Annotated in this window: 20 protein-coding genes; 16 read left to right on the top strand and 4 right to left on the bottom strand. The window is 62.5% G+C overall.

Going from position 1 to position 22,349, the window contains the following annotated elements; translation table 11 throughout:
• The 4 genes from BN2476_RS13760 to BN2476_RS48145 form a co-directional block, all read right to left on the bottom strand.
• The coding region (locus BN2476_RS13760; RefSeq protein ID WP_087734717.1) for a two-partner secretion domain-containing protein at positions 1-5,339 on the bottom strand (5,339 nt) is incomplete at its 3' end.
• A 525-nt stretch (positions 5,340-5,864) separates the two neighbouring features.
• Positions 5,865-6,554 (bottom strand): response regulator transcription factor, encoded by a 690-nt coding sequence (locus tag BN2476_RS13755; RefSeq protein ID WP_087734716.1) that lies wholly within the window; start codon positions 6,552-6,554, stop codon positions 5,865-5,867.
• 342 nt (positions 6,555-6,896) lie between these two features.
• Positions 6,897-7,169: an EAL domain-containing protein gene (locus BN2476_RS48150; protein ID WP_087734715.1), complete on the bottom strand. Its 273-nt coding sequence runs from the start codon at positions 7,167-7,169 to the stop codon at positions 6,897-6,899.
• A gap of 8 nt (positions 7,170-7,177) precedes the next feature.
• Entirely contained in the window at positions 7,178-7,546 is a 369-nt protein-coding gene (locus tag BN2476_RS48145; protein ID WP_087734714.1) for a transposase, read from the bottom strand.
• 588 nt (positions 7,547-8,134) lie between these two features.
• On the opposite strand from BN2476_RS48145, the gene BN2476_RS13740 reads away from it, so the two are divergent.
• The 16 genes from BN2476_RS13740 to BN2476_RS13665 all read left to right on the top strand — a co-directional run bounded on the left by BN2476_RS13740 (position 8,135) and on the right by BN2476_RS13665 (position 22,323).
• The gene (locus BN2476_RS13740; RefSeq protein ID WP_087734713.1) at positions 8,135-8,797 is read left to right on the top strand and encodes a response regulator; all 663 of its coding nucleotides are present in this window, start codon (positions 8,135-8,137) and stop codon (positions 8,795-8,797) included.
• A 150-nt stretch (positions 8,798-8,947) separates the two neighbouring features.
• The gene (locus tag BN2476_RS13735) at positions 8,948-10,372 is read left to right on the top strand and encodes an MFS transporter (protein ID WP_087734712.1); all 1,425 of its coding nucleotides are present in this window, start codon (positions 8,948-8,950) and stop codon (positions 10,370-10,372) included.
• Positions 10,373-10,422: 50 nt separating this feature from the next.
• Positions 10,423-11,223: an N-acyl homoserine lactonase family protein gene (locus tag BN2476_RS13730; protein WP_087734711.1), complete on the top strand. Its 801-nt coding sequence runs from the start codon at positions 10,423-10,425 to the stop codon at positions 11,221-11,223.
• A 17-nt stretch (positions 11,224-11,240) separates the two neighbouring features.
• The gene (locus BN2476_RS13725; RefSeq protein WP_087734710.1) at positions 11,241-12,026 is read left to right on the top strand and encodes an SDR family oxidoreductase; all 786 of its coding nucleotides are present in this window, start codon (positions 11,241-11,243) and stop codon (positions 12,024-12,026) included.
• A complete protein-coding gene (locus BN2476_RS13720; protein ID WP_087734709.1) occupies positions 12,016-13,410 on the top strand; it encodes an MmgE/PrpD family protein in 1,395 nt (464 codons plus the stop codon). The genes BN2476_RS13725 and BN2476_RS13720 overlap by 11 nt, the downstream gene beginning before the upstream one ends.
• Before the next feature lie 31 nt (positions 13,411-13,441).
• Positions 13,442-14,365 (top strand): NAD(P)-dependent oxidoreductase, encoded by a 924-nt coding sequence (locus tag BN2476_RS13715; RefSeq protein WP_087734708.1) that lies wholly within the window; start codon positions 13,442-13,444, stop codon positions 14,363-14,365.
• 53 nt (positions 14,366-14,418) lie between these two features.
• Positions 14,419-14,745 (top strand): NIPSNAP family protein, encoded by a 327-nt coding sequence (locus BN2476_RS13710; protein ID WP_087734740.1) that lies wholly within the window; start codon positions 14,419-14,421, stop codon positions 14,743-14,745.
• A gap of 12 nt (positions 14,746-14,757) precedes the next feature.
• Entirely contained in the window at positions 14,758-15,669 is a 912-nt protein-coding gene (locus BN2476_RS13705; protein ID WP_087734707.1) for an NAD(P)-dependent oxidoreductase, read from the top strand.
• Between the two features lie 22 nt (positions 15,670-15,691).
• A complete protein-coding gene (locus BN2476_RS13700; RefSeq protein WP_087734739.1) occupies positions 15,692-17,122 on the top strand; it encodes an aldehyde dehydrogenase family protein in 1,431 nt (476 codons plus the stop codon).
• Positions 17,123-17,281: 159 nt separating this feature from the next.
• Positions 17,282-17,677: a carboxymuconolactone decarboxylase family protein gene (locus tag BN2476_RS13695; RefSeq protein ID WP_087734706.1), complete on the top strand. Its 396-nt coding sequence runs from the start codon at positions 17,282-17,284 to the stop codon at positions 17,675-17,677.
• A 73-nt stretch (positions 17,678-17,750) separates the two neighbouring features.
• Positions 17,751-19,100, top strand: coding sequence for an MFS transporter (locus tag BN2476_RS13690; protein ID WP_087734738.1), 1,350 nt, complete (start codon positions 17,751-17,753; stop codon positions 19,098-19,100).
• Positions 19,101-19,130: 30 nt separating this feature from the next.
• A complete protein-coding gene (locus tag BN2476_RS13685) occupies positions 19,131-20,063 on the top strand; it encodes an NAD(P)-dependent oxidoreductase (RefSeq protein ID WP_087734705.1) in 933 nt (310 codons plus the stop codon).
• Positions 20,060-20,455, top strand: a complete 396-nt coding sequence (locus tag BN2476_RS13680) for a cupin domain-containing protein (RefSeq protein ID WP_087734704.1) — start codon at positions 20,060-20,062, stop codon at positions 20,453-20,455. Before BN2476_RS13685 ends, BN2476_RS13680 begins: the two co-directional genes overlap by 4 nt.
• 85 nt (positions 20,456-20,540) lie before the next feature.
• Positions 20,541-21,332: a carboxymuconolactone decarboxylase family protein gene (locus BN2476_RS13675; RefSeq protein WP_087734703.1), complete on the top strand. Its 792-nt coding sequence runs from the start codon at positions 20,541-20,543 to the stop codon at positions 21,330-21,332.
• A gap of 7 nt (positions 21,333-21,339) precedes the next feature.
• Positions 21,340-21,552 carry a hypothetical protein gene (locus tag BN2476_RS13670; protein WP_087734702.1) on the top strand — a complete coding sequence of 71 codons (213 nt, stop codon included), beginning with the start codon at positions 21,340-21,342 and terminating at the stop codon, positions 21,550-21,552.
• Between the two features lie 12 nt (positions 21,553-21,564).
• Positions 21,565-22,323, top strand: coding sequence for a 2,3-bisphosphoglycerate-dependent phosphoglycerate mutase (locus BN2476_RS13665; protein ID WP_087734701.1), 759 nt, complete (start codon positions 21,565-21,567; stop codon positions 22,321-22,323).
• Positions 22,324-22,349: the final 26 nt, after the last annotated feature.

Genomic DNA, 22,349 nt, shown 5'->3' with positions numbered 1-22,349 from the left:
ACCGTACCGTTACCGTCGGTCGAGTTACCCGAGATGTTGGTCGAGCCATTCCCCGAGGTGTTGATCGAACCGTTCGGATCGACGATCACGCCATCGCCGTTGGCCGACGTACCGGAAATATTCAGCGAACCGTAGTCCGTGACATTAACGTCGCCATTGATAACCGCACCATTGCCGTTGACCGAGTCGCCGGAGATGTTGGTCGAACCATTGCCCGAAATGTCGATCGAGCCGTTCGGACTGACGATCACACCCGAGCCATTGGTCGAGTTGCCATCGATGTTCAGCGTGCCGTTTTCGGTGACGTTCACGTCGCCGTTGATGTTCACACCGCTTCCGTTCGTGGACTGCCCAGCGATGTCCACCGCACCGTTGCCTGATATGTCAATCGAGCCGTTGGGGCCTTCCGCTGCACCGGCCACGTTGACCGACGTTCCGCTGACATTGAGCGTGCCGTTGTCCGTCACGTTCACGTCGCCGTCAATGAGGACGCCATTTCCGTTCGTCGAGTTGCCCGACAGCGTCGCCGCGCCGTTGCCCGAGATGTCGATCGATGCGTTCGGATCGACGACTACAGCGCCGTTAGCTTGCGAATTGCCCGTCACGTTCAACGTTCCGTTGTCCGTCACGTTCACCTGCCCCTCGATCGTCACGCCGGCGCCATTCGTCGAGTTGCCCGCGATGTCTGCCGTGCCGTTGCCCGAGGTATTGATCGAGCCGTTCGGGGCGACGATCACGCCGTCGCCGGTTGACGAATCACCCGACACGTTGAGCGTGCCGTTATCCGTCACGTTCACGCTGCCATTGACAACCGCGCCAGTACCATTGGTCGAGCTACCGCTTATATCGGCCCCGCCATTGTCCGAAATATTGATAATGTTGCTTTGCGCCGTGCCCGTGCCGTTCGTCGACGTTCCCTCGATTACAAGGGAAGCGTTATCCGACAAGTTGAGCGAGCCACCAGAAAGATTGGTACCGGCTCCAGTATTCGACGTCCCGTTCAGATACATCGAGCTGTTGTCACCCATGTTGGTGACGCCGTTGACGTATCCTACGCCATCGCCTGTGTTCGAACTGCCGGTCACATTAAACGTAGAATTCCCGGACATCGCGGTCGGATCGTAAAGCGCCACACCGTAGAAGCTTTGCGATTGACCTTGGATGTTCAACGCTGCGTTACCGGACAGCGTCGCATTGTATCCGTCCTGGACGCCGTAGCCGGAACCGTTAGACTGGCCGAATATATTCACCGTACCGTTGTCGGCGATGTTGATCGGCGCCATGCCGTTGATCCACACGCCGGTGGCAGTATCTGATCGGCCTTCGATGTTCAACTGGGCAGAGTCAGTGACGTTGGTGCTATCGTAGTCAGCGAAGCCAAACGAATTGGTGGATGTTCCGGCGACATTAATCTGGGCGTCACCCGATTCGTTCCAGTTTGCATTCTTCTGAACGCCATAGCCGTTAGTTGACGTACCGTTGGCGTCCAGCGTGGCATTCTGTGAAAAGTTCGATGTGCCACCGATGAATACAGCGCTTCCGTTCGTACTGTTGCCGGAGAGGGCGATCGCAGCATTGTCAGTTGCATTGCCGTTCAGAGTGAACGACGCACCCGTGCCGTTCGTGCTCGTGCCAGAGACATCTAGCGTGCTATTGCCACTGACGTTTCCGGTAAAGCTCGACGACGCGCCCATGCCGTTCGTGCTCGTGCCGTTGACCTCCAGCGTGCCATTGCCACTGACGTTTCCGGTAAAGCTCGACGACGCGCCCGTGCCGTTCGTGCTCGTGCCGCTGACCTCCAGCGTGCCATTGCCGCTGATGTTTCCGGTAAAGCTCGACGAAGCACCCGTGCCGTTCGTGCTGGTGCCGTTGACATCGAGCGTGCCATTGCCGCTGAGGTTGCCGGTAAAGCTCGACGAAGCACCCGTGCCGTTCGTACTCGTGCCGTTGATATCCAGCGTGCTATTGCCGCTGAGGTTGCCGTTAAAGGTCGACGACGCACCCGTGCCATTCGTACTGGACCCCGACACACTGAGCGTGCCGTTATCGGACAGGTTGCCTGTGATCGTTGCAGATACGCCGGTGCCATTGACCGATTCGCCGCTCATGACTACCGAGCCGTTGCCCGAGAGATTCATCGCGCTGGAATCGACCACGCCCGTGCCCGTCGTTGCATTGCCTGAGATGGTGATCGTGCTGACGTCGCCGACGTTCAACGCGCCAGTCACCGTCACACCCGATCCAACCGTTCCCGTGCCGTTCAGGTTGACGGCACCGTCATTGCTAGTCGTGATCGAACCTGGGCTCGTGATGCCATTGCCGCCGCTTCCATTGGCCGTGCCGGTGACGTTCAGCGCGCCATTGCCCGAAACCGTCTCCGTGCCGGGAAGATACACACCAGATCTGGCCACGCCGTTCGTGGTGCCGCTCAGGTCTGCCGTGGCGTTGCCAGTGATGTTCAGCGCAGCGTACTGCTGCACGCCGTCACCGAGGTTCGAATGTCCGGCGAGATTCAAGCTCGCAGAGTCCGTCGCGGTGATCGCGCCGCTGACATCTACGCCTGCTCCGTTGGACGACGAGCCTTCGATGTCGAGCGCAGAGTTGCCCGTCAACGTGGTGTTGACAGCCATCGACACACCCGTGCCGCTGGTGCTGGTGCCGTTGAAGTTAACCCGGGATTCATCCGCAATACTGACGTTGAGATTCTTGTACGCTGTCTGCAGAACGCCCGTGGACGTGTTGCTATTGCCGAAGATGTTGACAGATGAATTATCGGCCGTATTGATGTACTGGCCTTGGGTCGTTCCGCCTGTACCGATCTGAACGCCGGCGCCGTTGACCGAAGTGCCGTGCGCGTTGAAAGTCGCGTTGTCCTGGGTTTGAATCTTCAGGTTGCTGGTCAGCCAACCAAACCGCCCGCCACCCAGCGTCACGCCAGCGAGAGAGCCCGAGCTACCTTCGACGTTGACCGTTGAGTTGTCCGCTTCGGTTACGGACAACTGGTACAGGTCGGCGCCAATGCCGCTCGTGCTGTTTCCGTGAATATTGATGGTGCCGTTCTGTGAAGTGGTGAATTTCGTTGGCCGGACATTGACGTTGTCCTCCACGCCGGCAGCAACACCGTCGCCCGATGTCGACGTACCGGAAATATTGATGACTGCGTTATCGGTCGCGTTAATCTGATTGTTATACGTATATACGCCAACTCCCCCAACAAGCCCACCTCCCGAGGTGGAATTGCCACTGAAGCTGAGCGAGGCCGACTGGTTGGCATTGATATTTCCGCCCAGGTAGACGCCATCCCCGTACGACGACGCACCCGTGATGTTCGCCGAACTATGATCAACAACGTTCAGGGTCGCGCCTGAGCCTTGATAAACACCGGAACCGTTCGACGTACTGCCGTTGACGTTCAGCGTGCCGTTGCCCATATCAGTGAAAGTGCTACTGAAGTAGACACCCGTGCCCGTGTTCGACGTACCCGTCACCGTCAGCGTGCCATTGCCGATCTCGGTGAAGTTCCCCACGAACATCACGCCGTCGCCCGTATTGGCAAAGCCGGCAATCGTCCCACCACCCACGTTCGTCACCGTACCGCTGAACGCCACGCCATTGCCGCTGCTCTGGCCGGACACATCGGCATAGGCAGTCAGATTGCCGCCATTCAGATCAATGGTGCCGCTCTGTTGGTAGAGTGTGCCGGTGTGGTTGCCGCCAACGTCCGCCGTCAGATTCAGATTGAGTGCATTCGACGTCGACGTGATATTGCCATTGAGCGTGATGCTGCCATTGGCCGCCATCGTCAGATTGGCCGCCGCGCCACCGCTCTTGACGATATCCGCCCCCGCGTTCTGCACGATGTTGCCCGTGGCGGTGCCCGAGCTGGCCGTCGTGATCGTCACGTCCGTGCCGCTGCTCAGCGTATTGCTGATCGTCTGGTTGTTGACCGTCGCGCTCGTGTTCGTGTCGCCGCTGAAACCGCCGCTCACGTTGCCCGAGTAGTTCGCGTCCGCGCCCGTGCTGATCGTCACATCCGTCGGATCGATCAGCCATTGTCCAGCCTTGCCGTCCGGCGCCGCTGCACTGACCGAGCCCTGCACGTCGAGGCTATGACCCGACGTCTCCACGAAGCCGCCATCGCCATGCGCCGAATCGGCCTTGATGCTCGCGCCCGCGTCCACCTGCGTGAAGTTCGCGAAGTTCACGCCGTCCTGCAGCATGCCGGCCGCCTGCGTGCCCGCGAGCTGATGCAGGCTGTCGCCACCGATGATGACCTTGCCGCCCGCCGCATCGCCGCTCACGTCGATCGTCGCATTGCCGAACACGCCCACGCGATCGCCCGAGAGCACCACCGTGCCGCCCGTGCCGCCGGCGGCCCGGTTCGATGCGTCGATCGTGCCCGTCACCGCGACGTCGCCCGTGTTACCCGCGTCGGCCACCACCGTGCCCGCGCGCGTGACGCCCGACATGTTCACCACCGTGTCGAGCAGCGTGTTGGTGCCGCGTGCCGTCAGCAGCACCGTGCCGTTGTCGGCCTTGATGTTGCCGCTGTTCTCCACCAGCGCGTTGGCCGTCGCGTTCGTCAGCGTGAGCTGGATGCCCTGGCCGTTGGGCAGCGCGACCGTTGCGCTGTCGCCGGCGGCGAGGATCACCTGGCCGCCGGGCGCCGTCGAGATCGTACCCGTGTTACGCACCTGGTCGCCCATCAGCGTGACGTAGCCCTGCGCCTGGATCGTGCCGTCATTGATGACGCTGGCGTTCGTGCCCGTCGAATTCAGTTGCAGCGGATTGCCCGCCATGAACGCGTTGCTGTCGATCGACTTGGTCGTCGCGAGCAGCGAGCCGACGTTGACGATGGCGTTCTTGCCGAACAGCACGCCGTTGGCGTTCTGGATCAGCACCTGGCCGTTGGCTAGCAGCGAGCCCTGGATGTTCGAGGCGCCTGCGCCCGTCACACGGTTCAGCGCCTGGGCCTGCGCGTTGGGCTGGTTGAACTGGACGGTGTTGCCCTGGCCGATGTTGAACGAGTTCCAGTCGATCACGGCGCGCTGGCTGCCCTGATTGATGTTCATCGTGTTGCCGTTGGGCTGCGAGATCGTCGCCTGGCCGGCCGTGACCTGGCCGCCCGTGGGCAGGGCCTGCGCGCGGGCGACGTCGGGTTGCGCGACGAGCAGGGCGAGGGCGACGGCCGTCATCGTCGAGATGACGCCGAGTTCTGCGCCGCCCGTCGCGGCTGTACCTTCGCCGGGCTGCTTGCCCTGGCTCATCACGTTTTCGGCGACTGCGACCAGCATGCCGAGACGCTTGCTGAAGACCCGGCGAAACCGATTCTTGTTCATGTATGGAAGACTTCCGTGTAAATGAATGTACCGCCCCGACCTGGACGAGCGCGGACCTGCATGAGGCGCTGGCAGATGTGTGGCTGATGGGCGGCTCACACCTGTTACAAGCCTTTGATGATCAGGAATCCGATGCCTTTGTGAGGCACGTGAGCAGACTGAAAACGCCCGGTGCTGTGGGCAATCACCGGCGTCGCGACTTCGGAAAAGTTCTATTTCGAAGTGACTGCGCAAGCCAGAGCCGCTTTTGCGGATTCCAGCGTGGATGGTAGATAGAGGGTCAGGCGCGCTATATAGAAGGAATTCGAATTTGCGTGCGCCGTGAAAGATGGCGTATCGCGGGCCGTAGAGGCGGGGCTGGGTAGACGGCACAGAGGGTGCCGCCGCCTCACGTGGCGTTCTGTGATAGTCGCGGCAGAGAGCGGGGCTGCATGCGACGTGTCAATTCAGAAAAGGCGAGCGCCTCAACTCGAGTGGCTGAGGCGCCGTGGAAAGAAGATCAAAGAGGGACCGTCGACCGCCGGATCACGCGAATTCGAGCATCTGATCCGCGCTCGATCTGTCCAGCCATAGGCCGTGCCCAGCGGCGAAGCGATACATTTCGGACTCGCCGGAAAAGCCCAGCCGCTTGCATGCCGCCGCGCGTTGCATGCTGATGGTGTTCGGGCGGCGACGGAGCAGGCGAGCCGTCTCGCAGACCGTCAACCCGCACAGCATCAGGCCAGCGACTTCCATCTGTCGCCGTGTGAGTCCGGCGAAACGTCGCAGTTGAGGCAGCGCGTCGAACTGATCCAGCGCGGCCTGCATGATCGGAGAAAAATAGCGCTGCCCGGACGCAACGCGCCGCACGGCGGCCACGACCTCGGACATCTCTTCGCGCTTGCTGACGATGCCCGCAATGCCTCGCTTGACAAGACTTCCGACCAGGAACGGATCTTCGAACTCGCTATACACGAGCACAGGCAGCTCCGGATACTCACTCGAAACAGACGCAAGAAAACGCCATCCATTCAGCGCGCGTTCGTCGGGCATCGAGTAGTCCGTTATCAGCACGTCGCAAGCGGCACTATTCAACAAGGCCATCAATTGCGAGGAATTGCTCACTTCCCCGGTCACGATAACGCCTGAATTTTCCAGCGCTTTGCGGAGTCCGTATAGCACGAGCGGATGATCGTCAGCGATCGCAACCCTGATGCATTTTTCTTTCACATTCATCCCTCGAAAAGCCAATTGATGCTGCTTTTCCAATTCGATGGCTTGTCAGCAATACCGGCTGTCTCCGTCTGTTGAAATCGCAATCGCTTGCGCGCGGCAACGGAGATGCCGTCCTGATCATATTGGTGCCGACGATCCGGTTTAGACCGTCGACTGTTTCGGCGTCGGATTTTCTACGCTTTCAGCGACAGAGTCGATTGAGATACTGCCTTTTATGATCCGCTTCAAACAATAACCTGTGTCGAATGATCCGACATATAGAAAGGCATCGAAAATAAATGGCGAGTACATGTTATTCGATATCCTGATGAGCTGGCGTCGTTAGCTTCAGAGCGAGCGCAACTACTGCCTGCGCGACAGAAAGTCCTTCAAAGCCTGTTGGGGGAGCGCTCGCGAAATGGCAAAGCCTTGCGCGAAATCGCAGCCCGCCGCTCTCACTCGTTCGATGTCGGTGGCTGTTTCGACGCCCTCAGCCGTAACGCCCGTCGCAAGCTCGATCTTCGGTTGATACCACGCCGATACGGGCGGCAAGTCGTTCTCTGCCAGCCACTCATTCGCGTGTGCGTGCTGGTAAGTCCGATACGGTTCGCGGAATACTTCGGCTTGCCCGTGCATCACATCCCTCACGCGGCTTCCAGCGACTGTCCGTGCTGTCGCGCGGACGGTGCCTGCTGCCGCAAGCGCGACCGGGCTTTTATCGACTGAAGCATCGTTTCGGCAGATTTGCCGAACAGTTGCGCGAGCGCTTCGTCCAGCAAGCCCCGTCGCGACCAGATCTTGAAGCGGCGATGACATGTGCGAAAGTCGGGCGTGCGTGTCGGCAGTGCGGACCAGGGCGCGCCATTCGAGATCACCCAAAGCACGCACTCGAAAACGTCCCGATTGTGATAGCCGGGACGGCCACGCGTTTCCACCTTCGGCTCGCGCTCGAAAATCTGACTCACGCGAGTCCATTGCTCGTCTGTCAACACAGATTCGAATTTCATGTTCATATCGCTCTCCAGGAATACTTTCAACGATACGAACGTGAGCAGGATGCTTCCATCGAATAACTTCGAATTTCGGCAAGTTGATCTGTATTGCAAGGCTCAACGCAAATCATGCGAACGAATATCCAATAGATAGAAATCCTTCTATTGTTTGGGCGCAAAAAAAGCGCACCGGGTAGGGTGCGCCGAAATCGGATAGAAAAAGACATAAACGCGGTCTAAAACCGCGTGCATCAGACTGCCTGTGACGACCACTCAGTGCAATAGAAGGAATTCGAAAATTTTTTCTTTGCGCAGCACATGTCGGAAAAGTGGTGCTTGCTGATAACGTTTCATCGCATGAACGATGATGCGATTTTGTCGCGAATGCCCCGGTTCATTTGATGCAACGGTTCGAGTATTCAGCATTGGGAGTTGTTTGATATACGCCATTGTCTGATCTTGCATATCCTTCACGACCGGCGTGAGTCAGAGCGCCGTGACGTTGCGAGCGGCTGCGCTATGAACGGGTTAGTCGTCGTTTTGGCGTCGTATGAATCCGCGCCAGGTTAAGCATCCTTCGCAAGATCACTTCGATAGCTCTGAAAAATTATGGCGAATTTAGAGGGCCGCGTGAACGTCGCTGTCGCGGACGATCATCCCATTGTCGTCCTGGCGATTTGCGACGTGTTGGCTGTCATGCCGTCGTTCAGTGTGGTGGCTACGGCGCGTACGGGCACCGAGTTGTTGCGCGCCACGGAGACTGACTCCGTCCAGTTGATCGTCACCGATCTCGTCATGCATTCGAAAGACCCGGATGACGACGGCCTCAAGCTTGTTCAGCGCTTGCGCCAGCAACGGCCGGAAACGCGGATCGTCGTCTTCACGATGACGACGAACAGAGGCGTTCTCCATCAATTGTGTCGCCTCGGCGTGGCGGGCATCGTCGGCAAGGACGAGGACGTCAGCGTGCTGGGCAAGATCTGCATGCGCGCGCTGCTCGAGAAAGAAACGATACTTTCTTCGACCATCATGCGCAGCCTTTCGATGGCGGGGAAAACTCAAAGAGATTTGCGGCGCGCACAACCTTTGTCTCCGCGCGAAACAGAGGTCGTCCGGTTGATCGCGAACGGGATGTCGCTGACGGAGATCGCGCGTAAGCTGAATCGCTCGAAAGCAACCGTTGCAACGCAAAAGTACTCGGCCATGCGGAAACTGCACTTCGACAACGGCGCGGACCTCGTCCGCTTCGCATCCGAATTCGGCCTCTCCTGACCACGCCCGACCAGGTCGTGCCTAGCAATTTATCTTCTTGACGGATTGTATGACAGGAATATAATCCGTCAACAAGCGGACGGTTTGCCTTCTAATGATCTGAAAGAAGGCCCGCCGGTCGAAGTACGCCAACGTGACGGAGACAGCACCATGCAGATGGATGTCAACATCGGAGCGCGTCTGGACAGACTTCCTCTGTCCGGCTTCCATTGGCGTCTGCTGGGCCTGATCGCGGCCGGCATGTACTTCGATTCGTTCGACATCTACATCGCCGGCACGGTCCTTGCGGCGATGGTTCACAGCGGCGAATCCACACTGAGCCTCAACGCGACGTTCGTATCCGTCACCTTTATCGGCATGATGACGGGCGCGTGGCTCTCCGGGCTGCTCGGCGATCGTTTTGGCCGCCGCTTCTGCTATCAGTTCAATCTCGGCATCTACGGCTTCGCGTCGATTGCGGCGGCGCTCGCGCCGTCCATCTACTGGCTGATCTTCTTCCGTCTCGTGATGGGCGTCGGCATGGGCGCGGAAATCGTCGTCGGATACGGGACGCTCAGCGAATTCATTCCCGCCGACTGGCGCGGCCGCTTCGGCACGATCCTCAATCTGATCATCAACACGTCGCTGTTTCTGTCGACGTTTCTCGGCTGGCTGATCGTGCCGCACTACGGCTGGCGATGGATGTTCGCGATCGCGGGATGTGGCGCGCTGGTCGTCTGGTTCCTGCGCAAGTCGATGCCGGAATCGCCGCGTTGGCTCGCATCGCGCGGACGCGCCGACGAAGCGCGGCAGATTGTCGAGCGAATCGAGACGGCGTGCGGCAGCACCGCGAGCCGCACGTCGAGCCACTCGGCGAATGCCACGGAGTCGTCGACGCGCGAGTTCTATTCCACCGAAACCACCGAAGCCGGCCGCCTCGGCGCTCTGTTCTCGCGCCGTCTGTTGACGCGCACGATCACGGCCATCACGGTTCTCGTCGCGCTGTTCACCGTCAATTACGCGTTCGTCAGCTGGATACCGACGTTCCTCGTCAAGCAAGGGCACAGCGTGTCGAACTCGCTCGGCATCACCGCGCTGATGTTCGCGGGCGGTCCTGTCGGCTCGCTGATCGCATTTGCACTCGCCGAGCATCTTGGGCGGAAGTGGGGCATCGTATTGTTTTCGCTCGTCTGCGTGGGCTTCGGCATTGCTTATCCGTTCGCGCAGTCCGCGGTGGCGATCACGGCGCTCGGCTTTGCGATCACGTGCTGCATCTATGTGCTGTCGTCGTTCAGCGTCGCGACGTATGTGCCCGAGCTGTTCCCGACGGAACTGCGGTTGCGCGGCTCGGGGCTCGCGAACACGGCGGGCCGTGCCGTAAGCATCGTCGTGCCGTATGCGGTCGCGAGCGCGTTCATGCGCTTCGGCATCGCGGGCGTGCTGACGCTGATCGTCGGCACGCTGCTGGTTCAGGCGTTGATCGTCGGGGTGCTCGGCGCGGAAACGAAGCAGCGCTCGCTCGAAGCAATCGCCGCCGATGCCGGCGTCACGAGCGTGGAAGCACAGGAGGGAAGCGCGACGGCTGCAATCGAGTGAAGGGCCGCGCGCGTTTCTACACGATTACCACATGAAAGGACAATCGAGACATGTCGTCGCCCGCTGAGAACTACCGGATCTACGCAGTCAAGTACGCGCATTTCGAGCGCCGCTCTGGAGACAACTTCATCGGCGGCGATTCTCATGATGTGCCGATGCCGCTCGATTACTTCGTATGGGCCGTGGTGGGCGAGTCGCGCACGTTCATTGTCGATACGGGCTTCGATCAGGCGATGGCCGACAAGCGCGGCCGCACGATCACCAATACGGTCGAGAGCGGGCTGAGGCAGATCGGCATTCGCGCGGACGCCGTCGAAGACGTGATCATCACGCACATGCACTACGACCACGCGGGCAACCACTCGCTGTTTCCGCGCGCGCGTTATCACGTACAGGACCGCGAGATGGCGTATTGCACGGGCCGCTGCATGTGTCATCACGCGCTGAGCCATCCGTTCGAACCCGAGGATGTGAAGTCGATGGTCGGCCGTCTGTTCGAAGGGCGCGTGCAGTTTCACGAAGGCGCATCGGAGATCGCGCCGGGGTTGAGCGTGCATTGGGTCGGCGGCCATACGAACGGCCTGCAGATCGTGCGCGTGCATACGGAGCGTGGCTGGGTCGTGCTCGCATCCGACGCGTCGCATTTCTACGCGAACATGCAGGAGCATCGGCCGTTTCCCGTCGTCTACAACGTCGGCGACATGCTGCAAGGCTATGAAACAGCGCATCGGCTGGCGAGTTCGCCGAATCACGTGATTCCCGGTCATGATCCCGCCGTGCTCACGCGCTATCCGTCGCATGATCGCGAGACGGAAGGCTGGATCGTGCGGCTCGACGCTGAATCGCGGTAGGCAAGAGAGAGACGCACATGACGTTGAAAGGCAAGGGCGCGCTCGTCACGGGTTCGTCGAACGGATTGGGACTCGCGATGGCGCGTGGGCTCGCTGGCGCGGGATGCGATGTCGTGCTGCACGGCCTCGAAGCGCCGCAGCAGATGACGCGCACGACAGACGAGCTGGCGAACGCTTTCGACGTAAACGTCGCCTATGTGCAAGCCGATCTCGCGACGCCTGCGGGCGTCGATGCGCTGATCGGCGCGGCGCGCCAGCGCGTGAGTTCGCTCGACGTGCTGATCAACAACGCAGTCGTCCGGCATTTCGCGGGCATCGAAGCATTTCCGCTGGAACACTGGAACAACGCGCTCGCAGTGAATCTGACGGCTGCGTTCCGCGCGATTCAACAGGTGTTGCCCGGCATGCGCGAGCGCGGCTGGGGACGCATCGTCAACATGACGTCGGTGTACGGCACGCGTGCCGTCGCCAATCGCGTCGACTATGTGACAACGAAGACGGCGCTGCTCGGCCTCACGCGCTCGGTGGCAATCGAAACGCTGAATCAGGGCATCACGTGCAACGCAATCTGTCCGGGCTCGGTGCTCACGCCGAATATCGACGGCCGCATCCATGCGTTGATGGACGAGCGCGGCTTGAATCGCAGCGACGCCGTGCGCGAGTTCCTCAAAGGCAAACAGCCGACGGGCGAACTCGTCGATGCCGCGCATGTCGGCGAGATGGTCGTGTTTCTGTGCGGGCCATCGGCGAGCCAGATCACGGGCGCGATGATGCCGATAGAAGGAGGCTGGCTTGCAGGCTGATTCCATCGAGACCCGCACGATGTGCGACGGCGGCAACGACGAACTGACCCGCGCGCTCGCGCGCTTCGTCGCGGACACGCAGTGGCAAGACCTGCCCGCTGCCGTGCGCAGCGAAGCGAAACGCGCGCTCGTCAATTACTTCGCGGTCGCTCTCGCGGGCTCGCATGATCCGACGCTCGACAAGGCCGTGTCCGTCTACGGCCGCTTTCGCGCCGATGACAATGCGACCATCATCGGCCGCAGCGAGCGCACCGACATGCTGAACGCAGCCGCGCTCAACGCGATGAGCGCCAACGTGTACGACTTCGACGACACGCACATCCCGACGATCATCCATCCGACGGCGCCCGTCGCCGCCGCGCTCTTTGCGCTCGCCGAGTCGCATGCAATGAGCGGCGAAACGCTGCTGCTCGCGTTCGTGCTCGGCGTCGAAGTGGAGTGCCGCATCGGCAGTGCGGTGTCGCCGGAGCACTATCAGCGCGGCTGGCACATCACGTCGACTTGCGGCGTGTTCGGCGCGGCGGCCGCTGTTGCAAAGGCACGCGGGCTCGGTGAAAGCGAAATCGTGTGGGCGCTCGGCAATGCGTCCGCGCAAACGGGCGGACTGGTCGAAACGCTCGGCACGATGTCGAAAAGCATCAGCGTCGGCAATGCGGCGCGTAACGGGCTGCTGTCAGCGCTGCTCGCGGAAGACGGCTTCTCAGGACCCGATGCGCCGCTCGAAGGCGAACGCGGCTTCGTGCGCGTAACGGCGTTGAAGCCGGCCTGGCATGCGCTCACGCAAGCGCTCGGGCGCGAGTGGGCGTTGCTGAGCAACACCTACAAGCCCTATCCATGCGGCGTCGTGCTCAACCCGGTAATCGACGCGTGCCTCGATTTGCGGCGCGACGCGCGCTGGTCCATCGACGATATCGAGCAGGTCGAGCTGACGGGTCATCCGCTGCTGCGCGAGCGCACCGACCGGCCGGGCGTGCGCACGGGCCGCGAATCGCAGGTCAGCGCACAGCATGCGGTGGCTGTCGTGCTGTCGCGCGGCAAGGCGGGGCTCGAAGAGTTCAGCGATGCCGCCGTCGCCGATCCGTCGCTGCGCGCGTTGGCGTGCCGGCTGCGTTTCGTCGATGACGCGTCGTGGCCCGTCGAATCGGCGCAAGTGACGATCGTGCTGCGCTCGGGCGAACGCCACTTGCATCGCGTGCATGCCGCGCGCGGCAGCCTTGCCGCGCCGCTTGCCAACGTCGAGCTTGCGGACAAGCTGCGTCGGCTCACGACATATGGCCGCTCGGGCGTCGACGCTCAACCGCTCGTCGACCGCTTATGGAAGTTCGAGCACGAGTCCGATGCGGCCGCCGTGGTGCGTCTCACGCGTGCCCGCGGCTCGGATTGACGCAGGGATCTTTTTATTCGCGAGGATTGTCATGTCGAGTAGTCAGGCATCAAGTCAGCAACGCGGACCATTGCTCGGTTTCGTCGGCGTCGGCACGATGGGCCGGCCGATGGCGCGGCGGCTGATCGAGGCGGGTCATGCCGTCGTCGTGTACGACCGCGATGACGCAGCCGTTGCGGAACTCGAGGCGATCGGCGCACAGGCGGCCGCATCGGTGCGCGAAGTGGCCGACAGCGCGCGTATCGTGTTCACGAGTCTGCCCACACCCGCGATCTTCAGGAACGTCGCGCTCGGCGACGGCGGTCTAGTCGAGGGCAGCGCGATCAAGATCCTCGTCGATCTGTCGACGGTCGGCTCGCGCATCGAAAGGGAAGTCGCCGATGGTTTGCTCGCAAAGGGAATCGAAACCGTCGATGCGCCCGTGAGCGGCGGTGCAGCGGGCGCAAAGAAAGGCACGCTCACGATCATGGCGGCGGGCAATCCTCTCGCGCTCGAAGAAGTGCGCGGCCTCTTCGATGTGCTCGGCAAGGTGTTCGTCGTCGGCGACAAAGCCGGGCAGGGGCAGTTGCTTAAGCTGCTGAACAACATGCTGTCGTCGACGGCGTTTGCGATCACATCCGAGGCATTCGTCGCGGGCATGCGCGGCGGACTGGACCCGGAGGTCATGATGTCGGTGATCAACGCGGGCAGCGGCAAGAACGGCGCGACGCTCGACAAGTTTCCGAAGCACGTGCTGCCGCGCACATTCGATTTCGGCTTTCCAGTCGGCAGCGTGTGCAAGGACATCGGCCTGGCCGTCGACGAATGCCAGGCGCTCGGCGTGCCGATGTGGGTGGGCAGCATCGCACGCCAGGTGTGGAACTACGCCGCGATGCAGGACGGCGCCGCGCGCGACATGACGGAACTCGTCAGGTACGTCGAACGCTGGTCGTCCGTCGACGGGCTCGCGGACTGATCCGCTTCTGTTTCTGACAATGCGAACGCAAGAACACAACCATGGAGAATCACATGATCGTTGAAATGCGCATCTATCACTGCGCGCCGACGCGCTTGCCGGCCTTGCTCGACCGCTTCACGAACACGACGCTGGGCTTCTTCGAAAAGCACGGCATCCAGCAGATCGGTTTCTGGACCACGCTGATCGGCCCGAGCAATCACGCGCTCACCTACATGCTGAAGTGGGAAAGCCTCGCTGAGCGCGAGCAGAAGTGGAACGCGTTCCAGGCGGACGCCGATTGGATCGCGAAGCGCGCCGCGACGGAAGCGGAGAAGCCGATTGTCGAGCGCATCGAAAATCACTTCCTCACGCCGACCGCGTTCTCCGCGCTGCGCTAGGAGACGGCCCTTATGACACAGCAACAACCCAGGCGCATCGGCTTCATCGGGCTCGGCATGATGGGCGGGCCGATGGTGCAATGCCTCGCCAACGCCGGCTTCGATCTGTACATCGACGATGCCGATGCCGCGCGCGCCGACACGCTTGCCGCGCAAACGGGCGCGCAGCGTCTGCGCAAGGACAATGCCGCGTCGCTCGACGCATTGATCACGATGCTGCCGAACTCGGCGATTGTCGAAAGCGTGCTGCTCGGCCGCGGCGCGGACGGCTGGGCGAGCCTGTTGGCGAAGGGCGCCGTCGTCATCGACATGAGCTCGTCGGAACCGGAGCGCTCGCGCAAGCTTGGCTCGGTGCTCGAAGAGCGCGGCCTCGCGTATCTTGATGCGCCCGTATCGGGCGGCGTCAAGAAAGCGAAGGAAGGCACGCTGGCGATTCTCGTCGGCGGCCGCGAAGACGTGCTCGCGCGATGCAAGCCCGTGCTCGAAGCGATGGGCAAGAGCGTTCTGCACATCGGGGGCGCGGGCTCGGGACACGCGGCGAAGGCGCTGAACAACTACGTGTCGGCGGCGGGACTGGCTGCGACGGTCGAGGCGCTGCACATCGCGCAACGCTTCGGCATCGAGCCCGACGCGATGACGGATGTGCTGAACGCATCGACGGGCCGCAGCAACACGTCGGAAAACAAGGTGAAGCAGTTCATGCTGAACGGCACGTTCGCCTCCGGCTTCGCGCTGCAATTGATGAACAAGGATCTGAAGATCGCGCGTGCGCTTGCGCAGTCGGTCGGCTATCCGATGACGCTTGGCGCGACCTGCACGGCGATGTGGGACGAAGCCGCGCAACATTCGACGCCCACGACCGATCACACCGAAATGTATCGCGTGCTCGATGTGTATCGCCTGCTCGATGGCGATGCGCGCTGATTTTTCTGCTCTGGAGCCAGCCATGTCACATGCACCGCAGTTTTATATCGACGGACGCTGGGCCGAGCCCGCGTCCCCACGATGGTTCGATATCGTCGATCCGTCGACCGAAGTGCCGTTCGAGCGGCTCGCGCTCGGCAATGCGCAAGACGTCGACCGCGCGGTGGCCGCCGCGCGCCGCGCGTTTCCCGCGTGGTCCGCGACGAGCGTCGCGGAACGCGTCGCGTTGCTGCGTCGCGTGCTGGGCATCTATGAGCGCCGCTACGACGAGTTCGCGGAGGCGATGCGTCGCGAGATGGGCGCGCCCATCACGTTCGCGCGCAACGGCCAGGCGGCACGCGGCCCGGCGCATCTGAACGCGCTGATCGACGTGCTCGAGCGCTTCGCATTCGAAGAGCAGCGCGGCAGCACGCGTGTCGTGCTCGAAGCGATCGGCGTGTGCGGGCTGATCACGCCGTGGAACTGGCCCGTCAATCAGATCGTCGTGAAGATCGCGCCCGCGCTCGCGGCCGGTTGCACGATGGTGCTCAAGCCGAGCGAGTATTCGCCGCTGAGCGCGTTGCTGTTCGCCGAAGTGCTCGACGAAGCGCAAGTGCCCGCAGGCGTATTCAATCTCGTGAACGGCGATGGCCCCGGCGTTGGCGAGGCGATTGCGAGCCACCCGGATATCGACATGGTGTCGTTCACGGGCTCGACGCGCGCGGGCGTGCTGGTCGCGCAGGCGGCCGCGCCGAGCGTCAAGCGCGTCGCGCAGGAACTGGGCGGCAAGTCCGCGAACATCCTGCTCGACGACGTCGATCTCGACGAAGCGGTGAAGCGCGGCGTCGCCGCGTGCTTCACGAACTCGGGCCAGTCGTGCTCGATCCCGACGCGCATGCTGGTGCCGCGTCACCTGATGAACGACGCGGCGCAGATCGCAAAGCGCGTGGCGGAAGCCTATCGCGTCGGGCCGACCGACGAGCCTTCGACGCAGCTCGGACCGCTCGTGAACCGCAACCAGTTCGAGCGCGTGCAGGCGTTGATCCAGAAGGGCATCGACGAAGGCGCGCGGCTCGTGACGGGCGGCACGGGATTGCCGGCGGGCATCGAGAAGGGCTATTACGCGAAGCCGACCATCTTCGCGGACGTCACGCCCGACATGACGATCGCGCGCGAGGAAATCTTCGGGCCGGTGCTGTCGATGATCGCGTACGACAGCGAAGAGGAAGCCATCGCGATCGCCAACGGCACCGACTACGGTCTCGCGGCTTACGTGCAATCGGGCGACATCGCGCGCGCCCGCAAGGTCGGCCGTGCGCTGCGCGCTGGCGGCGTCCACCTGAACTATCCGCCCACCGATTTCAACGCGCCGTTCGGCGGCTACAAGCGGTCGGGCAACGGCCGCGAGTGGGGCGAAGCGGGCTTGCGCGAGTATCTGGAAACGAAGGCGCTGGTCGGTTACGGCGCGGATTGACGCGCCGTGGTCCGCGACGGGAATTTCAAAGCGGACCAGAAGTGGGCCAAAAAGCGGCCAAAAAATTTTGCGTGTCTGGATTGTCGGACAATCATCGCGTCAGGCAGGCTGGGTGCGTAGAGCGGTTGAACGGGCAGAGCAACAGAGAGGACCTTGAAGATGGATAGCAACGAACGTTTCGAAAAGGGCTTTGAAAACCGCAAGGAAGTGCTCGGCGCGGGTCACGTGGAGAAGTCGTGGGCCAACGCCGACGAATTCAACCGGCCGATGCAGAAGTACGTCACGGAGTGCTGCTGGGGCGACATCTGGGGTGACAGGACGCTGCCGTTCAAGACGCGCAGCATGCTGAACCTCGGGATGCTCACGGCGATGAGCCAGCATCACGAGCTGTCCGTGCACGTGAAGGGCGCGCTGCGCAACGGCGTGACGAAGGAAGAGATCCGCGCGGTGCTGATGCAGGCGGCCATCTACTGCGGCGTGCCGCTCGCGCTGGCCGCGTTCCGCGTTGCGACGGAAGCGATCAAGGCGTACGAAGCGGAGACTTCGGCGGTCTGAATGCGGATTTAAGGATTCACGGATTCGCTCACACGAAAGCACCACACGGTGCCGACAAAGAATGGAGACATCGATGAAGACCCTCACTGCGACAGACGTCATACAGTCCGAACGCGAGCAGTCGATAGAAACGAAAAGACGCAATGCCATCAAAGGCGCGTTCTTCTCCGAGTACATCGACATGTTCGACATTTACCTGCCCGTCGTCGTCCTGTCGCCGGTGCTGGCGTTCTTTCAGCCGCCGCATCTGTCGAGCGGCATGGAGACGATACTCGCGTCGCTCGTGTTCATCACGACGCTGCTCGGGCGGCCGATCGGCGCGCTGCTGTTCGGGATGATCGCGGACCGCATCGGGCGCCGCAAGGCATCGATCTGGTCGGTGTCGGGCTTCGGCGTGGTCACGCTGCTGATCGCGCTGCTGCCGGGCTACGAGAGCATCGGCATCGTGTCGTACTGGCTGCTCGTGCTATTGCGCTTCGTCGACGGCATCTTTCTTGGCGGCGGCTACACGGGCGCGATGCCGCTCGCCATCGAGTATTCGAAGAAGGCGCAGCGCGGCTTTGTCGGCGGCTTCATCATCGCGGGCTTTCCGGCTGCATACGTGTCGATCAATCTCATCGCGATGCTGATGTTCGCGCTCTTTCCGCTCAACGGCATGCACTCGCCGTACGCGCAATGGGGCTGGCGCATTCCGTTCGTGCTGGGCGCGGTGCTCGCGGGGATTCTGGCGATGTACTACGTGCACAAGGTCGCCGAATCGGAGATCTGGGAAAGCGAAACGGCCGAGAAAGGCCCTCAGCCGGAGAAACTGCCGCTGACGGACCTGCTGCGCGGCAAGAGCGGACGCAACCTGCTTCAGGTGCTGATCATGATGACGGGCTTCTGGCTCACGCAAAACATCATCACGATCTTCCTGCCGACGGGGCTGCTCGTGAAGACGCTGCATCTGACGGGCTTCCAGATGACGTCCACGTTGATGATCACGTATTTCGTGCTGTTCTTCAGCTACATCGGCTCGGGAATGCTCGCGCAGGCGATCGGGCGGCGGCGCTTCTTCGCGATCGTCGGCCCGCTGATCGCAACGGTCGGCGCGGCCTTGCTGTATGTGATCGCGAACGTCGACGGGCTGTCGCTGACGACGATCATCGTGCTGGTCTGCGTGCTTGCCGTGCTCGTCACGTCGCCGTGGGGCGTGATCGTCACGTACATCAACGAACGCTTCGTCACCGATGTGCGCGCGACGGGCTTCGGCGTCGGCTTTAGTCTGTCGGTGATCATCCCGTCGTTCTACGCGTTCTACATGGACTGGCTGAGCGCGTTCATGCCGTTGCGGCTGACGTCGGTGGTGCTGCTGTGCATCGGCGGACTGATCGGCGCAATCGGCGCGCTGATGGGACCGGAAACGAAGGACGTCGACTTCTGACGAATGACTACCAGTAAGGGAATAGCGGAAATGAACAAGGAACGGATCGGATTCATCGGTCTCGGCAACATGGGCGGCCGCATGACGCGGCGTCTCGTCGAGGCGGGCATCGCCGTGCTCGGCTACGACACCGTGCCCGAGCGCGTGAAGGCAGCGGGCGCGCAGGTCGCGGCGACCGTGGCGGACGTGATGAAGTTCGCCGATGTCGTCATGCTGTCGCTGCCGGACAGCAAGGTTGTCGAAGCCGTGGTCGAAGGCGAGGGTGGCGTGCTCGCGAATTGCCGCGCCGGACAGATCGTCGTCGATCTGAGCACGGCGGCCGCGAGCTCGACGATACGGCTCGCGCAGCGCTTCACCGAATGCGGTGCGCAGTATGTCGACGCTGGCATCTCGGGCGGCGCGGCGGCCGCCGAGAAGGGCGCGCTGACGCTGATGGTCGGCGGCGACGCGAGCGCTGTCGCGGCGCTCAAATGGGCGTTCGCGCCGATCAGCGCGAAGGTCGCGCACATGGGCGACAGCGGCGCGGGACACACGACCAAGCTGCTGAACAACTTCCTCAATGCCGTGAGCCTCGCGGCGAGCGCGGAAGTCATGGTGGCGGGCAAGAAGGCGGGGCTCGATCTGCATCTGCTGCTCGACGTGCTCAACAGCAGCAGCGGCGTGAACTTCGCGACGCTGAACCGCTTTCCGAAGATCGTCGATGGCGACTATCTGGAAGGCGGGCTGACGGGCAAGCTGATGACGAAGGACGTGGTGCTCTATGTCGACCGCGCGCGCGAGCTGGGCGTGGTGTCGCTGAACGCGGCGGGGCCGCTCGCGAGCTTCGGCTTGGGCACGGCGCTTGGCTATGGCGATGTGATCAGCAACCGGGTCGTCGATGCGATCGGCGACGTATCGGGCGGCGTGCGGCTGTTCGACGGAAAGGTTTGCGACCAGGAAAAAGCAGAGGAGAAGCAGGCATGAAGGTATTTCACGGCAGGGCGGACGGCAAGATGTCGGAGCAGCGCGGCGAGACGTTTTCGGGCACCGTGTGGGCCGACCCCGTGATGCCGCCGACAGACGGCGTCACGATCAATACGGTGTTCTTCGCGCCGCGCGGGCGCACCTACTGGCATACGCACGAGCATGGCCAGGTGTTGCAGGTGACGGCGGGCAAAGGCTGGATCTGCAAGGAAGGCGAAGCGCCGCAGGAGATCCGCCAGGGCGACATCGTGTTCATCGGGCCGAACGAGCGCCACTGGCACGGCGCGAGCGACGGCAGCTACATGGTGCACATCGCCACGTCGATCGGCAAGGCGACGTGGCAGGAAGAAGTGGCCGAGGCCGATTATCCGAAGGGGCTCGACGCGCGCTGACGCAAAGCGCGGAATGCGGCCCATACCGTGTTTCGCGTTCCGCGCGAGCGGGCATTCGATCATCGCCATCATGAGGAACGAGTGAATGGATCAGGGAGCGCAGCCGGCGCGCGCGCAACGCGAGCCGCAGCAGATCAGGGACGACTTCGTGCGCGTGCACGGCGTCTGGAACGCCGCGTGGGACAGCATGCTTCGTCTCGATGCGGGCTTTGTCGATGCGTATGTGCAGTTCTCGGCGGTGCCGCAGCGTAGAAATCATCTCGACGACAAGGTGCGCGCCTTCATCGCGCTCGCCGCCGATGCGTGCGCAACGCAGTTGTATGGACCGGGCGTCGCGCATCATCTCGAGCGCGCGCTCGCGTTCGGCGCGACGGGCGAGGAACTGATGGAAGTGCTCGAATTGATCAGCACGATCGGCATACACACGAGCAATGTCGGCGTGCCCGTGCTGCTGGAAGTGCTCGAAGAGGAGGGATTGCGCGCCGGGCCTGCGCCGCTCGACGAACGGCGTCGCGCGCTGAAGGAAGCCTTCGAAAAGAATCGCGGCTATTGGCATCCGACATGGGAAGGTCTGCTCGAACTCGACCCCGATCTGTTCGAGGCTTATGTCGCGTTTTCGTCGGTGCCGTGGCACACGGGCGTGCTGAGTCCGAAGGTGAAGGAGTTCATGTATTGCGCGTTCGACGCTTCGCCGACGCATCTGTACGTACCGGGGCTCAAGCTGCACATGCGCAACGCGCTGCGCTACGGCGCGACGGCGGAGGAACTGATGGAACTGCTCGAAATCGTCAGCACGACGGGTATCCATGGCGCGGAACTCGGCGCGCCCCTGCTAGAGGCGGCGCTGGCGAAACGGCGCATCGCTGCGGAGGCCTGATACGCCGATGAAACACCACAGCACGAATCTCCTGCGCGGTATGGTGCACGATATGGTGCGCGGCCCGGCGCGCGATCCCGCGCGGCTGCCAACGACGCTGCGCGCACGCGAGCCGGACTCGACGTTCCGCGCGTTCCAGGCGGCGCCGCTGTCGCGGCTGGCGTCGAACGGCAACGAGCACGCGCACGTCCGCACGGCCGCGATTCTGGGCTACAACTAGACGAGGTCAAGCATGGCGGATTGCGCAACGCTCGTGGTCTTGCGCCACGCCCAGTCGGAATGGAATCGCACGAACCGCTTCACCGGCTGGATGGACGTGCCGCTGTCGGCGCACGGCGTCGAGCAGGCGACGCACATCGGCGAGCAGATGCGCTCGCTGTCGCTGCGTTTCGATCTGGCCGTCACGTCGGTGCTGAGCCGCGCGGGACACACGCTCGATCTGATCCTCGGTCGATGTGGCGCGCCGAGGCGGCCCGTCGTGCGCTCGTGGCGGCTGAACGACCGCCATTACGGTGCGCTCACGGGCATGGACAAGGAAGCTGCCGCTGACTCCTATGGCGCGGCGCAGGTGCGCGCGTGGCGGCGCGGTTTCGCTGAAGCGCCGCCGCCGCTCGATGCCGCGCGGCAGCAGGCCATCGTCGCGCAATTCACCGGCGCGGCGCTGCCACATCCCGATGCGTTGCCGCGCACCGAAAGCCTGCGCGATACGCTCGCGCGCGTGCTGCCGCTCTGGGACGCAACGGTGACGCCCGCGTTGCGCAACGGCGAATCGGTGTTGATGGTCGCGCACGGCAATGCGTTGCGCGCACTGTTCAAGCATCTCGACGGAATCGACGACGCGCGCATCGCCTCGCTCGAAGTCGCGCACGCGGAACCGCTCGTGCTCCGCTTCGACGACGCGTTGCGAATCGTCTCGCGCACCGGACTCGGTTCGCTGACGCAAGCTGGGCGCGCGTCCGCCGACCCGAATTTATGCTCGCCGGACGCCTGAAAAGGGCGGCGGTGAAGTATCATAGT

It is taken from the genome of Paraburkholderia piptadeniae (assembly GCF_900007165.1).
GTDB lineage: Bacteria > Pseudomonadota > Gammaproteobacteria > Burkholderiales > Burkholderiaceae > Paraburkholderia > Paraburkholderia piptadeniae.
This window is presented reverse-complemented; position numbering and strand designations above follow the sequence as displayed.